The organism is Bacillus sp. NSP9.1, assembly GCF_000465465.2.
Lineage (GTDB): Bacteria > Bacillota > Bacilli > Bacillales > Bacillaceae > Bacillus > Bacillus sonorensis_A.
Genome location: NZ_CP048273.1, coordinates 930,305 through 944,986, shown reverse-complemented (window position 1 = coordinate 944,986; position 14,682 = coordinate 930,305). Strand labels below are relative to the sequence as shown.

Below are 14,682 nucleotides of genomic sequence, written 5' to 3'. Positions count from 1 at the left end.
CCTACATATCCAGCAATTTCAAATAGACAGCTTCAATCTCCGCAATGGACATCGGCTTTGGATTGTTATCCATGAGCCTTTTAACGTCGGCTGCCGCCTCAGCAAGCGATGGTACATCCTCTTTTGATACCCCGAATGTCTTTAAATTTTGCGGAATATTTAAATCTGCGGTCCACTCTTCAATTTTTCGTATAACCCGCTCTGCTAGGCTGGCCTTCGAACCTTTTGGCTCGATTCCAATCACGCCGGCCACATCCGCAAGGCGGTCAGTTACATGATCCGCGTTGAAGGCCGTTACATGCGGAAGCAGCATTGAATTGGCCACACCGTGAGATATTTTGTATTTTCCTCCGAGCGGATAAGCCATCGCATGAACCGCTGCTGTTCCTGCGCTTGTCAAGGCCATTCCGCCATACATGGCGCCAACGAGCATTTTTTCTCTCGCCTCCAGGTTGTCTCCATGGTGATAAGCCTCCTGAATACTTGAGGAAATCAGTCTCATAGATTCAAGTGCAAGCATGTCACTGAATGGATTTGCTTTGTTGGAAATATAGGATTCAAGTGCGTGTGTAAATGCATCCATTCCGGTTGCAGCTGTGATCGCCTTTGGAAGACCGGTCGTCAAAACCGGATCTAAAATGACAAGCGACGGCAGCAGATGCGGACTGACTATACCAATCTTTAATTCTTTCTCCGGGAACGTCACAATCGCATTCGGCGTCACCTCTGACCCTGTTCCGGATGTTGTCGGAATCAGCACAAGCGGAACGCCGGGCTTTTCAACGAGATTCGTGCCAATCAAAGCTGAAATTGGTTTTTCATTTGTTTTCAGAACAGAGAGGATTTTAGCCGCATCGAGCACACTGCCTCCGCCAATTCCTAGAATCGCGTCATGGCCTCCTTCAGAAAAAAGCTGAAAAACCTCTTCGATGTTTTGTTCCGTCGGCTCCGGCTGTATATCCGTGTTGACTTCACTTGAGATGCCTTTCTCAGCCAGCACCTCTTTGATTTGGTCTGCATAGCCGAGAGAAACGATCGACGGCTGAGTTAAAATAAACACCGAGCAAATCTCATTCAATCCAATCTGATCTAAGTGGTCACCAAGCAAATTGAGTGAATGTGGACCAGCCTCAATTCGGGCGGCTGTTTGAAAATGATAAAGCGTCTTCATATCCTCACTGCTCCTTTGCCAGTTTTGCGTTAATTCCGTAGCCTTCCAGCATCTTTTTCACTTTTAGCAGCGGCTCTCCTGACAACTCTGCAATTGGACTTTTAGGCGGTCCAACATCAATGCCGGCAAGCTCCGCTGCTTTTTTTAACGGCGCCGGCAGTGAACCGAGTGAAAACGTATCGCGAAGCGGCTGCAGCTGCTGTTGATAATGCTCACTCTCTTCAATGTTTCCTTGTTTAAAAGATTTATAGATTGAAACAACAGTTTCCGGAAGCACATTGGCTGTGGCAGCCACAGCTCCTGTTCCTCCCGCCTTCAATGTGTCTAAAATCAATGAATCGGTTCCTGCAAGGACGGAAAAGGACTGGTCTTTTGTACGTTCAAGATACGCCTTAATATTGGCGAAGCTGCCGCTGCTGTCCTTAATGCCGATGATGTTCGGCAATGCCGCCAGCCTCTCAACCGTTTCGGGCTCCAATGACACTCCTGTTCTCGACGGAATGTTGTAGAGCAGGACAGGAAGCGCGACATTTTCAGAAATCGTGCGGAAATGCTGATACAATTCCTCCTGGGAAGGTGCGACAAAGAATGGCGTAATGATCGAAAGAGCGTCCGCTCCGATATCCGCCATTTGATTGGATAAGGAAATAGTCGCCTCAGTACTGTTTTCTCCTGTCCCGATGAAAACAGGCACACGTTTATTAACCGCTTTCACAATCGTTTTAGCAATTTGAAGCTTTTCCTCTTGTGAGAATAAATGAAATTCCCCATTTGTCCCTAAGGCAAAAATACCGTGGACGCCTGAATCAATTAAATGATTCACCAGCTTTTCGGCGATTCCAGGATGAAAAGCCTGCTCTTTTGTAAGCGGTGTCAATATAGCAGGGATAATTCCCTCTACTTTCAAGTGACTTCGCTCCCTTCTGTTGCATTTTTAAACATATTAACAATAAATCGCTTTCTCGAACTTTATTATAAAGGTTTATTGATTCATTAAACAACACATTTTTCGAATTCGGGACAAAAGAATGAATCCTCACCTTCAGTTGATGCGTTTTAAAACAATAAAAAAAACCTGTCCAAAGACAGGTCAAATTAATCTTTTAAAGCTTTCACACAAACCGCTGTTTTATTTTGAATTTGTGTCAAAAAAGCGGTTTGATCCGCTGACCGACCGGATTGAGTGGCCGCTACAAGCACATCACTGCACGAAACACGGTGCTGAGCTGCGGCATTTGCTGCAGCACTTATCGCCTGCACAAATTGACCATCGTGCAAACAGCCATCAATTAACACCCATATGGCCAAATACCCATCCACACCTTTCATGCCGACGATGCAAAGATCACCGCTTTCCGACACAATATGACAGTCAGCCAATTCAGCATCATGTTGCATAAACAGCGTTTCCTGTTCAAAGGCTGACAGGTCATGCGGCCATCCAGAGTTGTTTCCGCTTGCGAAAACAAGTTTTCGTCTCCAAGCAAAGCCCCCTTCTGAAGACAGAAGACGCAGCGGGCGGTCTGCCAAAAATGCGATGCCGTGCGGCAAATATTGTTCAATTTGCTCTTTTAGAAAGAGGGGCTTGGTTTTCTGCGGGATCGTTTTCGCTTTGATTGTAAACTGCGGATTCGCACGCTCAGGATGGTCGAGCGCTGTGATATCTGTATCATACACTCGTTCGATACGCCCGGCAGAAAGGGCAGCTTCCGGGCGGTCAATAACTTCTGCTTTTCCATCTTTCAACAACAGCAGGCGGTCACAGTATAAACTCGCAATATTCACATCATGAAACACCCCGATCACTGCGAGTTTGGATACAACTGTTTCTTGTTTCATTAAATCAAGAAGACTTTTTTGAAATGACAAATCAAGAAAACTTGTCGGTTCATCAAGCAGCAAGTATTCTGGTTCCTGGGCAAGCGCTTGGGCTAAATACACCCGCTGCTGCTCTCCGCCGCTCAGCTCGTGTATGGATTTTTGGGCAAAGCGAAGCGTGTCCGTCTGTTTCATCACCCTTTTCACGACATCACGGTCTTCAGCTGTCAGCTGCCGAAAAAAGCCTGATTGATACGCATAGCGGCCAAACTGAACCGTTTCCTCGACCGTAAAGGAAAAGGCCTGCTCCGTTTTTTGAGGAAGCACTGCCATTTTGCGAGCGAGCTCCTTCGTTTGATACGACCCAACTGAGCGGCAGTCAAGCAGCACCTCACCGCTTCGAGGGGCGATTGTCCCCGACAATATTTTCAGCAAGGTTGACTTTCCGCTGCCGTTCGGACCGAGAATTCCTAAAAATTCACCCTGCTTTACCGCAAAGCTGATGTCCTGTAAGACATCCGTTTTTCCATAGCCGCCGGACACACGGATGACATCAATCATGAACTCGCCCTCCCTGATAACGCCTAATCAATATAAAGCCGAAAACAGGTGCTCCCACCAGTGCGGTAATAATACCGATCGGCAGCTCGGACGGCTCAATGATGGTTCTCGACAAAAGATCTGACAGCACAAGGAATGAAGCGCCGTTCAGCATTGAGAGCGGCAGAAGATGGCGGTGATCCGTAATAGACAGAAGCCGGATAAAATGCGGAATGACGAGGCCTACAAAGCCAATAGTTCCAGACACCGCGACAGCACTGCCTGTTAAAATAGACCCCGCCAACAGAACAACATATTTACTCCGCTTCACATTCACTCCGAGCAGCCTTGCTTTTTCCTCGCCGTACGTCATCACATTCAATTCTCTTGCGTTCAGCAGCAAACCGCATATACCGCCTATAAAAAATGGCAAAAACAGAGCAATATAGCTCCATCCCCGCATCGATACGCTGCCGAGCAGCCAGTGGACGATCGGTTTTAAATCATCGCCCGTCAGTGCGATCATTAAAGAGATGAGCGCACCGAAAAACGAACTGAAGATAATCCCGGTTAATATTAATGCCGTTACCGTAAGCGACGGGTGAACGAGCCGGGCAAAGAACAAAACGAAAAAAATCACGGCAACCGCCGCGGCAACGCTCAGAAACGGAAGGGTAAACCTCCCGATAACCGGCAGCTGAATCCCGAAAAACAGCGTAACGACCGCTCCGACGGATGCGCCGGATGAAATGCCGAGCGTATAAGGGTCTGCGAGCGGGTTTTTCAAAAGCCCTTGAAAACCGGCGCCAGCCGCAGCCAGGGCCGCTCCGACGAGCGATGCCAATACCACCCGCGGAAGCCTGATGTTCATGATGATGTTCGCCTCTGTCGGATCAGGAGCTATTCCCTGTACACCGATCCATTCATGCAAAAATACCTTGATAATAGACGGAATGGGAATCTCCAAAGATCCGATGGAGATTCCCATAAGAATAGAGACCGACAAAAAGATCAGGCTGATGAGATAGGCCGCAATGCGGTTACTTCTTAAAAACGTCAGGATAGATGGTTTCCGCAAGCTCTTCGACCCCTTTGATCAACCGCGGCCCCGGACGGGTCACAAGGTCGGGATCCACGTCATATACTTGATTGTTTTTGACCGCTTTAACACCGCTCCAGCCGCTTCGCTTTTTGATCTCGCTGACGGCCGCAGCACCGCTTGTCGTGACGATCACATCAGGATTCAGCTTGATGATCGATTCCTCTGTCATCTTAGCCCAGCCCTCCTGCTCAGAAGCGGCATTTTTCGCATGGATCGCTTCCAGCATTTCATTCATGAAAGTGCCTTTTCCGGTCGTATAAATATCAGGAGCGGGAGAGACTTCGACGAACACCTTTTTCTGCTCACTCTCTGAAATGCTTTCAGCTTTTTCTTTAATGGCGGCAAGGTCTGATTTCATGTTCTTCACAAGATCTTGAGCCTTCTGCTTTGCACCTGCTGCCTCGCCGATCATCTCGATCGACTGATATGTTTCCTCAAATGACTGTGCATCATTCACCGTGACGACTGTAATACCGGCGTCACGCAGCTGTTTCAACCCTTCTTCTGCGCTCTGCATCGTTGAAGCATGGGCCAGCACCAAGTCGGGATTTAACGAAATGATCTTCTCCGTGTTGAATTCCATCCCGCCGATTTTTTCGACTTCTTTCACTTCTTTTGGATATGTATCAAGATCTGTGACCCCGACCACCTTTTTGCCCAGGCCCAGCGCATATGTAATTTCTGTATTGCTCGGCATCAGAGAAACGATTTTTTTCGGTTCTTTTTCAATTTTGATTTCTTTGCCTGTCGCATCCTTCACTGAAACCGGAAATGCTTCAGCCGTCTTTTCCTGCTTATGCTGCTCCGCCGGCGCTTCCGCCGATCCGCCGCATCCGGCGAGAACGCCGGCGGCCAGGAGCAGTGAAAGCAATAAATATGCAAACTTCTTCATCTTGCTTTCCTCCTCGGGATAAAATAAAAAAACATCTCTACTCAGTAAAGATGCAGCAAACAATGAATGCCAAAAATAAGCACACCGTTCACACCGCATCTGTCCTCGCAGATTACGCGCGTCATCATCCAGGCAGGCATTCTGGCTCTTGTTCATCGCTTTTCGGACTTCTTCATCATCCGTTTCGCTCCCAATCACAGCGGCGGGACCGCGCCGGACTTTCACCGGCTTCCCCTTTTAAGCTGCCAAGCAATGCCGGGCAGCACCTTTCTGACTCAGTCGTATCCTAATTTCTGAATTATTATACTATAATCAGATCAGGCTTGTATACGAGATTTGAAAAAGGATCTTTTCGGAACGAAACCATTGTTTTGTGAACAGCAATTACGATATATTGCATATAGAGAAAGGGTGATTCCATGCCGATACCGAAAAATTTCACTCCGCAAATCAGACTTTCAGCAAAAGAAAAAGCGTTCAATCAGTTGCAGCGCTGGATCGTCGACGGGACGCTTGAACCCGGGGAAAAAGTCACAGACATCGACCTTGCCGAGGCGCTCGGCGTCAGCCGCACCCCTGTCAGGGAGGCGCTCCAGCTTCTTGAGTCTCAAGGGTTTGTCGAAATGAGGCCCGGAAAGGAAACGAAAATTACATCCATTCATCCCGACGATGTATTGACAGTGTATCCTCCGCTCGCCCAGCTTCAGGCTCTGGCGGCCGAAATGGCCGCTCCGCTTTTGACATCTGAAGAGATCGCCGAGCTGAAAGCATTGACGGCTGACTATGAACTCGCGGTCAAGCACGAGAATATTCATGAGGCGGCTGAGCTTGACGAACATTTTCACAATCTCATAACAGACGTAGCCAACAACCCGTATGTCCGGCAATTTTCCGATGTGCTGCAGCTCCATATCAGACGAATGAAGTACGTCTTTCTCAATCAATCCGCCTCCCCGAAACTGCAATCAGCCAGAGAGCATTGGCAAATGATTGACGCACTTGAAAAAAACAATCCGGAGAAAGCGGCTGAGATGATGAAACAAAATTGGCTGCGGCCGATGAAAGATATTCATCAATTGCTGAAAGAAAGGGAAAAATAGAGGTGTCAAGCAGGGCTTTCGACGCTAAAGCCCGACTGCGCTATACTTTAAATAGATGTTTTTCATCTCAACTTTCAAAAACAAGGATTGATATGTATGGATTTACAACTAAAAAACAAACTCGTCTTGGTAACAGGTTCTACGGCAGGGATTGGAAAAGCTGCGGCCGAAGCCTTTTTGACTGAAGGCGCCCGGGTCATCATCAACGGCCGGACAGAAGATAAGGTTCAGTCAGTCGTTGATGAGCTGTCCAAGTACGGAACCGTTCACGGTATCGCCGCAGATCTGTCCGATCCAAAGCAAAGCCGGACTTTGATTGAAAAAACGGAGCAGATCGGCGAACTTGATATCCTTGTCAATAACATGGGATTTTTTGAAGTGAAAGACTTTGCGGATGTCACTGATGAAGAATGGCTTGAGTATTTTGAAGTGAACGTATTAAGCGCCGTCCGCCTGTGCCGCGCTTTCCTTCCGAAAATGCTGAAACGGAACGCGGGGAGAATTCTCAATCTGGCAAGTGAAGCAGGCATTAAGCCGCTTCCGCAAATGATTCCTTATTCGATGACCAAGACCTCTTTGATCAGCTTATCAAGGGGGCTTGCGGAAATGACGAAGGGAACGAATGTAACGGTAAATTCGGTTCTGCCCGGACCGACCTGGACCGAAGGCGTCGCCAACTATATGAAAGGGGCCGCCGAAGCGGAAAATACCGACTTGGATACGTTTGTCAAAGATTACTTCAAAGTAAATGAGCCCACTTCATTAATTCAGCGCTATGCGAAGCCTGAGGAAGTCGCCAGCACGATCGTCTATCTCGCTTCGGAAAAAGCCGCAGCTATCAACGGTTCGGCTCAAAGGGTGGAAGGCGGGATCATCCGCTCCATCTAAAAGGATCCTCCGCTTTGAAGCGGAGGATCTTTCTTCATTTCGGCGTTTATAAATGGCCGGTTAACCTCTCATGCTGATCCGCCTCTTCGCCATCAAGACGTTTCAAAAATGACGCGCGCCAGCTTGCTGACAGTTCCTCCACCTCCAGAAGCTTTTTGATGCCCTCGACATGGTCCTTTTCATGATGTTTGATGCGATTTGCAAAAGAAACCGTCAATGCTTTCGGGTGGCGGGAGATTCGTCTCAAGCCGCTGTTTTTGTCTACACGCCCTTCTTGCAGCACGCGAAAATAAAAACCTGTATAACCTGTTTCCTGAACCTTCAAAACCATGTCGGGAACACCGTACCTGACAGATAATTTGTAGCAGGGCTGCCTCGGCTGGCTGACCTGAACAACGGCTTCACCAAGCTGAAAGACATCTCCGATCGAAACATCCGTTTCCAGCAGCCCCTTGATCGTCAGGTTTTCTCCAAGCGCGCCGTATTCCAGCTTTCTTTGCAACGCATTTTCCCAAAACGAATAATGCTCATAAGGATAGACACATACGGCCTTCTCCCTGCCTCCGTGATGAACGAGATCCGCCTGTCCGTCTCCTTCCAAATTGGTCCATGACAGAAACAGAGGTTCTTGCACAGTCGTCTTGTATATCCCGGTCGAGACCGTTTTGTTTTTAAATTGTACCTGTTTCGGTTTCCCGATATTGATCGACAGAATGTCGGCAAGTTCCATTTTACATCACCTCATATTGATGGTTGATAAGAGAAAAACTTATTGAATATAGTATAATGGCGCACTTACCTATTAAACAATTCAATCATTATGATTAAAATAATAGTTACAGCCTATGATTTAATCAATGAGCGACAGGAGGAACGATCATTGGAGTTAAAGCAATTGGAGTATTTCATCACCCTCTGCAAGGAACTTCATTTTACCCGCGCCGCCGAGAAACTGGGGATTGCCCAGCCATCGCTCAGCCAGCAAATTCGCTTGCTTGAGGATGAAATCGGGACGCCTTTGTTTGACCGCATCGGCAAACGAACCTTGATGACGGAAGCGGGAAAAACATTGCTTCATCACAGTTATCATATCTTTCATGAACTGTCAGAGGCGCGCGCTGCCATCAGCGAGCTTCAAGGTTTACAAAGGGGCTCCTTAAAGATCGGGGCCCTTCTGACAGTTGTAAATTACTTGCTTCCGCGTACCATCATTGAATTTCACCGCAGCTATCCAAATATTAAACTGTCTGTTTTAGGCCTGCGAACCGGAGATATTTATGAAGGACTGCTGCAGAACGAACTCGATCTGGGCATTGTCTGTCTGCCCATTGAGCATGATGATTTAGAAGCGGTTCCATTATGTAAACAACCGCTTGCCCTGGCCGCGCCGCTTCATCACCCCATTGCCAAAGAACCGTTTGCCACTCTTGAAATGATAAAAGAGATTCCGACCATTTTACTGCCTGATACGTATTTTCTGCGGCAGCTGATCAACGAACAGTGCCGCAGGCTCGGATTTATTCTTGAGCCGGTCATGGAAATGACGACATTGGAATCGATCACGAACATGGTCAATAAAGGAGTCGGCGCTACCATCCTGCCTAAAGGCTATCTTGAGTATATCGACGATGAATCGATACAGACTGTTCCTATTCAAAGCCCGGTTATCACAACAGAGATCGGCATCGTTTACCGAAAAAACAAATATTTGTGTGCAGCAAGCCGGGTCTTTATGGAGCGGTTTATTTCCACGGTTCAAGATGAAAACTTCACATAAAAATCCTCTGCCGTCTGCGCAGAGGATTTTCCCGCTAGTCATAAAGCTTTCCGTTAATATAAAGGTTTGCAAATACGGGGTCTTTCACATGCTTCAGCTCCATCGGGATTTGAACGCCGTTGATTTCCGAATTGGTAACCTTTAGTCCGGTAACAGGTGAATGCTCGTATGCCAAAACGCGAATTCCGTATTGTCCGCCACAGCTTTTCAGCTGATCCACTTCAATCTGGCGGACGACTGGTTTGAACTCTCCGGCATCCCCTTCTTCATACTCCATATCAATCGCGATGACTTCTTGCTTCAGGCTTTTGACGGTATTCCGGTAAAAATATATGTTCTCCAGCACACCGCCCCGGACGGAATTCGTTTTAATGCGGAGGGCTCTGTCAAGATTCGCGCTGTCCATGGAATTGCCTTCTGCAAATACGTTTTTCACCCCTCCGGAAATTTCGCTTCCGATCGTGACCCCGCCGTGTCCGTCTTTCATTTCATTGTTTTCGATGACAATGTTTTCCGAAGGTACATTGATCCTCCGGCCGTCGGCATTTCTCCCCGATTTGACGGCTATACAGTCGTCACCGTTGTCAAATTGGCAGTTTTGAATGACCATGTTTTTGCATGATTCCGGATCGACGCCGTCGGTGTTCGGACCATGTCCAATCACCTTGACACCGTCCACCGTCACACTTTCACACAGTACGGGATGAATCTGCCACATCGGAGAATTCAGGACGGTGACCCCTTGTATCAAAACATTTTTGCAGCGGTACGGCTGGATAAAATTCGGCCGCAGATAATGGCCTTTTCCAAAGCGCCGTTCTTCAACAGGCACATTGCGCTCCGCCATTTCAAACAGTGCGTCGCGGTCTTTTTCCTGTGATGGCTGGCCGTTTGTGCCCCGCTTCCACGGCCACCAATGCTCGTCATCAGCTTGGCCGTCCAGCGTTCCTTCTCCTGTAATCGCTATATTTTCAGCTTCATAAGCATAGACGAATGGTGAAAAATTGTAGAGCTCGACCCCTTCAAATCGCGTTAACACAACCGGAAGGTAATCGTCCGGATTCCGGCTGAACTGGATCACAGCCCCTTGGGCGATATGCAGTTCGACATTGCTTTTCAGCCTGAGCGCGCCGGAACGAAACACGCCCTTCGGGACAACCGCCGTTCCGCCCCCTGCCTGATGCACTTCATCAATCGCCTGCTGAATCGCCGCCGTGGAATCCGCACGGCCTGCGCCATCAGCTCCGAACCCGGTAATATCAAAACGGCGCTCAGGAAAAACGGGAACGGTCATCTCTCTTAAAATCTCGTCTTTTTTTTCCTTCAGCCACATGTTTCTTCCCCCTTTACAATGTGACGCCCGTTTTAAAAATGGCCAGTTCTCTGAAATCGTTTTTCTCATTGTTCAGCTGTCGGCCGCTGGCAACTTCAAGCAAAAAGTCGATCAATTCCTTCAAGATCTCCTCTTCAGAAAGATCCTCCAGCATCCGGCCCGCGTTAAAGTCGATCCAATGGCGCTTCGCCTCGTAAACGCTCGTATTGGTCGAAATTTTCATTGTCGGAACAAAGGTGCCAAAAGGCGTGCCCCGCCCAGTCGTAAACAGGACGATCTGGCATCCTGCGGCAGCGAGCGCACTTGAAGCGACAAGATCATTGCCGGGCGCACTCAGCAGGTTCAGTCCTGCTTTTTTCAACGTCTCTCCATATCGGAGCACATCCGTCACCTTTGCAGTGCCGGCCTTTTGCGTGCAGCCGAGAGACTTATCCTCCAGCGTTGTAATGCCCCCTGCTTTATTTCCTGGCGACGGATTTTCATAAATCGGCTGCCGGTGATCCATAAAATACTGTTTAAACTCATTGATCAAACGGACGATTTTATGAAAAACTTCTTCGTTTTCCGCCCGCTCCATTAAGATCGTCTCCGCTCCGAACATTTCAGGCACTTCCGTCAGAACCGCAGTGCCTCCTTGTGCAATCAGAAAGTCGGACAGTCTGCCGAGAAGCGGATTGGCGGTGATGCCGGAAAATCCGTCAGATCCCCCGCATTTCAATCCGATCTTTAATTCGGAAAGGGGAACATCTTCGCGTTTATCGTATTTTGCCTGTTCATAAATCTCTTTTAACAGTTCGACACCCTCTGAGACTTCATCGGTCACCTCTTGGGACAGAAGAAACTTCACGCGGTCTTCGTCATACTCCCCGAGCGCTTCCCGGAACTCGCCGATGCTGTTGTTTTCACAGCCGAGTCCCAGGACAAGCACGCCGCCTGCATTCGGATGGTTGACGGCATTCGTCAATATCGTTCTCGTATTGATATGATCATCGCCGAGCTGTGAGCATCCGTATTGATGCTTCAAGACATGAACACTTTCAAATGGAGCGATATCGCCGATCTCCGCCTTAAATTGTTTGATGATCAGTTCCGCGACACCATTTACACAGCCGACCGTCGGGACGATCCAAAGCTCGTTTCGAATTCCCGTTTTCCCGTCTTTTCGCCTAAAGCCTTTAAAAGTGAGCGCCCCTTTTTGATACGGGCTTTCTGTAAAATTCGGGTTGTAGCTGTATTCTTCAACACCGCCCAAATTTGTTTTTGTATTGTGGGTATGCACCCATTCCCCCTTTTGAACGGCTTCTCGCGCATGCCCGATCGGAAAACCGTATTTGATGATGTCTTCATGTTCCGCGATGTCCTTTAAGGCAAATTTATGGCCTTTGAGTATCGTTCCCTTGATGAGAACCGTCTGTTCTCCCGCTGTGATCTCTTCGCCTGCCTGTAAATCTCGTAAGGCGATGCCGACATTGTCTAATGGATTGATGATCAAACAGTCTTTCATTATATATCCCCCAGCCCAGCCATCTGGCTACTCATCATTTTTTCCAGCGCTTTTTTCATCCCTGTCGACTCAATGTCCCTTAAATGGGCAGCGACTTGATCCGCCAAGCCTGGAATGCCGTTCAGGTTTTGCCCCCATAACCTTTCAGACGCAAGAACACCGCCGGCTATGTTTGCGGGATCTTTATTTTCTGTCCAAAGCCGCTTCAGCAAGCCAAGTGTCTCCGGATCGTCAGCCAGCGGAATGTTTTCGCCGGCCCGCCTGCCTTGGTAAAAATAAATTAAAGCGCTTAAAGCAAAAACGGTTCTTCCGGGGAGCTTGCCGGTTTGTTTCCAGTACTCTTCTAAAACAGGTACATTTCTGACTTTGAATTTCGCAAACGAATTCAGAGAGATATCGATTAGTCGATGACGAATAAACGGATTTCTAAAGCGGTCCAGCACCTCTCCCATATACGTGTGCAGCTGCTGATTCGGCAGGTCAATCGTCGGCATCACTTCATGTTCGATCAGCTCTTGAATAAACGGGCCGATTGTCTCATCTTCAGCCGCTTCACGCACCGTCTCAAAACCAGCCAAATAAGCGACGGGCGTCATCGCCGTGTGCGCCCCGTTTAACATTCTGACCTTCCTTAACCTGTACGGTGCCACATCATCGACAAATTCGACGTTCAAACCGGCCTGTTGAAACGGCAGCTCATCCTGGAGCCAATCCGGTCCGTCAATCACAAATAAATGGTACGGCTCGGCTTTGACAATCAGTGAGTCGCGGTAACCGGCGGCTGCTTCAAGCTCGCGCGCCTGTTCTTGCGGATAGCCCGGCACAATCCTGTCTACAAGCGTATTGCAAAACACATTCGCGTGATCAAGCCAATCTGCGAACCCTTTTTCAAGCTCCCACAAATCGGCATACCGTAAAACAATCTCTTTCAGTTTCCGGCCGTTATCCTCAAGCAGCTCGCACGGGAGGACCACCAGCCCCTTATCCCCGCTTCCTTGAAATGTGCGGTATCTTCTGTATAAAAGCGCGGTCAGCTTTCCCGGAAAGCTCCGCTGCGGGCGGTCGTGCAGCCGGTCCTCTTCCAGGAAAACAATGCCCGCTTCAGTCGTGTTTGAAAAGACGAACCGCAAGTCCGGCAGATCGGCAATAGCCATAAACCCATCATAATGCTCATAGCTATTCACCCCCCTGCTGATCGATGTAATCACGACAGATTCGCGAATTTCCCGTCCTTCTTGGAAGCCTTCCAAATAAAGTGTATAAAGACCATCCTGTTCATTGATAGCCTGCACTGAACCGCGCCGCGGAGGAACGACGACAGCGCTGCCGTTAAAATCGGTTTCTTCATTCAATCTATGAATCTGCCAATCCACAAATCCCCTCATAAAATTCCCTTCCCCGATTTGCAAAATCCGTTCGGGATAAGCCGGTTTAGACTTGATATGCCGGGACAGCCTTTCCATCATAATCCCCTCCCTCTCTTTTGCACACGTTAACATTTTATCGCGCATCAATGAAGATGCTATAATCTCATCACTGAATTCCGAATGATCAGCTCTGTGCTGAGCAGCGTCTGCCTTGTTTCTGTACGCGAATTTTCAATCAGGGAAAGCAGGCTCTCTGCTCCGATCATGCTGATTTTTTCCGTCGGTTTTTTAACCGTTGTCAAAGACGGTGTCGTATAAGCCGAAAAACCTATATCATCAAAGCCGATAATCGACATGTCCTCCGGGCAGCGTTTACCGTTGGCATAAAGGGCATTCATTGCACCGATCGCCATATCATCATTCGCGCAAAACAGGGCCGTCGGAGGCTGTTCCAGCTTAAGAAGCGCTTCCATTGCGCTATAGCCGCTTTTCATCGTATAGTCGCCGCGAAGCATATATTCGCTCTTCGCCGGTAGATCATGTGTGTGAAGTGCGCGGAGAAAACCAGCTTTTCTTTCCTGGGAAGATTTAAAACCTTCTTTTCCCTGAACCATCGCAATCCGTGTATGGCCGTTTTCGATGAAATGCGATGCCGCAAGATTCGCTCCTTCGTTTTCATTCGCGACGATATTCATGACGGACTGCTCCTCAATTTTTCTGTTCAGCACGACAACCGGAATCTCCTGTTTCAGCACATGATCGAGAAAAGCCTGATCCCGTTCGCTTTGGCTGATTAAAATAACGCCGTCATAGCGGTTGCGGTGAATGGAAGAAAAGTCATGGTAATCGTCGATCCCCCTGACAAACATGTTGTAGTTTTCATCGATCACTTTGTTGACGCCGCGGAGAATGTCGGCAAAAAAGCTCGAAGACGTCCCGTCAGTCAGGCTTGTCAAAAACAGGCCGATCGTAAACGACTTTTGCGTGACAAGGCTTTTCGCATTGAAATTCGGTTTATAATTCATTTCGGCTGCGATATCGAGTATTTTCTGTTTCGTTTTTTCTTTAATCAGCGGACTGTTATTGAGCGCTCTGGATACTGTGGTGTGTGATACATTCGCCAGCCTGGCGATATCTTTAATCGTTACTGACATTGTTTTTAACCCGCCTTTTTCCTGCTGTTGATACCA

The 14,682-nt window shown here is 48.3% G+C and carries 13 protein-coding genes and 1 riboswitch; of the genes, 3 read left to right on the top strand and 10 right to left on the bottom strand.

All coding sequences use genetic code 11. The features are described 5' to 3' along the window. Nucleotide 1: 1 nt before the first annotated feature. From M654_RS04585 to M654_RS04565, 5 genes are all read right to left on the bottom strand, one after another. Nucleotides 2-1,171: an iron-containing alcohol dehydrogenase gene (locus M654_RS04585; RefSeq protein WP_026588726.1), complete on the bottom strand. Its 1,170-nt coding sequence runs from the start codon at nucleotides 1,169-1,171 to the stop codon at nucleotides 2-4. Between the two features lie 4 nt (nucleotides 1,172-1,175). Continuing rightward, nucleotides 1,176-2,078, bottom strand: coding sequence for a 4-hydroxy-tetrahydrodipicolinate synthase (gene dapA, locus M654_RS04580; protein ID WP_026588727.1), 903 nt, complete (start codon nucleotides 2,076-2,078; stop codon nucleotides 1,176-1,178). Between the two features lie 188 nt (nucleotides 2,079-2,266). Then, on the bottom strand, nucleotides 2,267-3,550 hold the full coding sequence (locus M654_RS04575) for an ABC transporter ATP-binding protein (RefSeq protein WP_026588728.1): 1,284 nt from the start codon (nucleotides 3,548-3,550) through the stop codon (nucleotides 2,267-2,269). After that, complete coding sequence (locus tag M654_RS04570; protein ID WP_026588729.1) at nucleotides 3,543-4,607, bottom strand: FecCD family ABC transporter permease; 1,065 nt, start codon at nucleotides 4,605-4,607, stop codon at nucleotides 3,543-3,545. The genes M654_RS04575 and M654_RS04570 overlap by 8 nt, the downstream gene beginning before the upstream one ends. Then, nucleotides 4,570-5,523, bottom strand: a complete 954-nt coding sequence (locus tag M654_RS04565) for an ABC transporter substrate-binding protein (protein WP_026588730.1) — start codon at nucleotides 5,521-5,523, stop codon at nucleotides 4,570-4,572. The genes M654_RS04570 and M654_RS04565 overlap by 38 nt, the downstream gene beginning before the upstream one ends. Before the next feature lie 114 nt (nucleotides 5,524-5,637). Beyond that, nucleotides 5,638-5,808: riboswitch (cobalamin riboswitch) on the bottom strand. 134 nt (nucleotides 5,809-5,942) lie between these two features. On the opposite strand from M654_RS04565, the gene M654_RS04560 reads away from it, so the two are divergent. Both M654_RS04560 and M654_RS04555 read left to right on the top strand, forming a co-directional pair. Then, nucleotides 5,943-6,623 carry a GntR family transcriptional regulator gene (locus M654_RS04560; protein WP_026588731.1) on the top strand — a complete coding sequence of 227 codons (681 nt, stop codon included), beginning with the start codon at nucleotides 5,943-5,945 and terminating at the stop codon, nucleotides 6,621-6,623. A gap of 96 nt (nucleotides 6,624-6,719) precedes the next feature. Next, complete coding sequence (locus M654_RS04555; protein WP_026588732.1) at nucleotides 6,720-7,511, top strand: SDR family NAD(P)-dependent oxidoreductase; 792 nt, start codon at nucleotides 6,720-6,722, stop codon at nucleotides 7,509-7,511. 46 nt (nucleotides 7,512-7,557) lie between these two features. On the opposite strand, the gene M654_RS04550 is transcribed toward M654_RS04555, so the two are convergent. Further along, on the bottom strand, nucleotides 7,558-8,241 hold the full coding sequence (locus M654_RS04550) for an MOSC domain-containing protein (protein WP_026588733.1): 684 nt from the start codon (nucleotides 8,239-8,241) through the stop codon (nucleotides 7,558-7,560). Between the two features lie 150 nt (nucleotides 8,242-8,391). Between M654_RS04550 and M654_RS04545 the strand changes: the two genes are divergently transcribed. Next, the gene (locus M654_RS04545; protein ID WP_026588734.1) at nucleotides 8,392-9,288 is read left to right on the top strand and encodes a LysR family transcriptional regulator; all 897 of its coding nucleotides are present in this window, start codon (nucleotides 8,392-8,394) and stop codon (nucleotides 9,286-9,288) included. A gap of 34 nt (nucleotides 9,289-9,322) precedes the next feature. On the opposite strand, the gene M654_RS04540 is transcribed toward M654_RS04545, so the two are convergent. Genes M654_RS04540 through M654_RS04525 form a run of 4 tightly spaced genes read right to left on the bottom strand, consistent with a single transcriptional unit; the run spans nucleotide 9,323 to nucleotide 14,646 of the window. Continuing rightward, nucleotides 9,323-10,621: a glycoside hydrolase family 28 protein gene (locus M654_RS04540; protein WP_026588735.1), complete on the bottom strand. Its 1,299-nt coding sequence runs from the start codon at nucleotides 10,619-10,621 to the stop codon at nucleotides 9,323-9,325. Nucleotides 10,622-10,634: 13 nt separating this feature from the next. Then, nucleotides 10,635-12,125: a UxaA family hydrolase gene (locus tag M654_RS04535; protein WP_026588736.1), complete on the bottom strand. Its 1,491-nt coding sequence runs from the start codon at nucleotides 12,123-12,125 to the stop codon at nucleotides 10,635-10,637. Then, a complete protein-coding gene (locus M654_RS04530) occupies nucleotides 12,125-13,588 on the bottom strand; it encodes a tagaturonate reductase (RefSeq protein ID WP_026588737.1) in 1,464 nt (487 codons plus the stop codon). Before M654_RS04530 ends, M654_RS04535 begins: the two co-directional genes overlap by 1 nt. A gap of 59 nt (nucleotides 13,589-13,647) precedes the next feature. Continuing rightward, the gene (locus M654_RS04525; RefSeq protein ID WP_026588738.1) at nucleotides 13,648-14,646 is read right to left on the bottom strand and encodes a LacI family DNA-binding transcriptional regulator; all 999 of its coding nucleotides are present in this window, start codon (nucleotides 14,644-14,646) and stop codon (nucleotides 13,648-13,650) included. Between the last annotated feature and the right edge of the window lie 36 nt (nucleotides 14,647-14,682).

Coding starts and splice junctions, on each gene's coding strand:
- M654_RS04540 (WP_026588735.1), bottom strand. CDS start 10,621: ATGTGGCTGAAGGAAAAAAAAGACGAGATTTTAAGAGAGATGACCGTT.
- M654_RS04585 (WP_026588726.1), bottom strand. CDS start 1,171: ATGAAGACGCTTTATCATTTTCAAACAGCCGCCCGAATTGAGGCTGGT.
- M654_RS04565 (WP_026588730.1), bottom strand. CDS start 5,523: ATGAAGAAGTTTGCATATTTATTGCTTTCACTGCTCCTGGCCGCCGGC.
- M654_RS04535 (WP_026588736.1), bottom strand. CDS start 12,125: ATGAAAGACTGTTTGATCATCAATCCATTAGACAATGTCGGCATCGCC.
- M654_RS04555 (WP_026588732.1), top strand. CDS start 6,720: ATGGATTTACAACTAAAAAACAAACTCGTCTTGGTAACAGGTTCTACG.
- M654_RS04550 (WP_026588733.1), bottom strand. CDS start 8,241: ATGGAACTTGCCGACATTCTGTCGATCAATATCGGGAAACCGAAACAG.
- M654_RS04575 (WP_026588728.1), bottom strand. CDS start 3,550: ATGATTGATGTCATCCGTGTGTCCGGCGGCTATGGAAAAACGGATGTC.
- M654_RS04560 (WP_026588731.1), top strand. CDS start 5,943: ATGCCGATACCGAAAAATTTCACTCCGCAAATCAGACTTTCAGCAAAA.
- M654_RS04525 (WP_026588738.1), bottom strand. CDS start 14,646: ATGTCAGTAACGATTAAAGATATCGCCAGGCTGGCGAATGTATCACAC.
- M654_RS04530 (WP_026588737.1), bottom strand. CDS start 13,588: ATGGAAAGGCTGTCCCGGCATATCAAGTCTAAACCGGCTTATCCCGAA.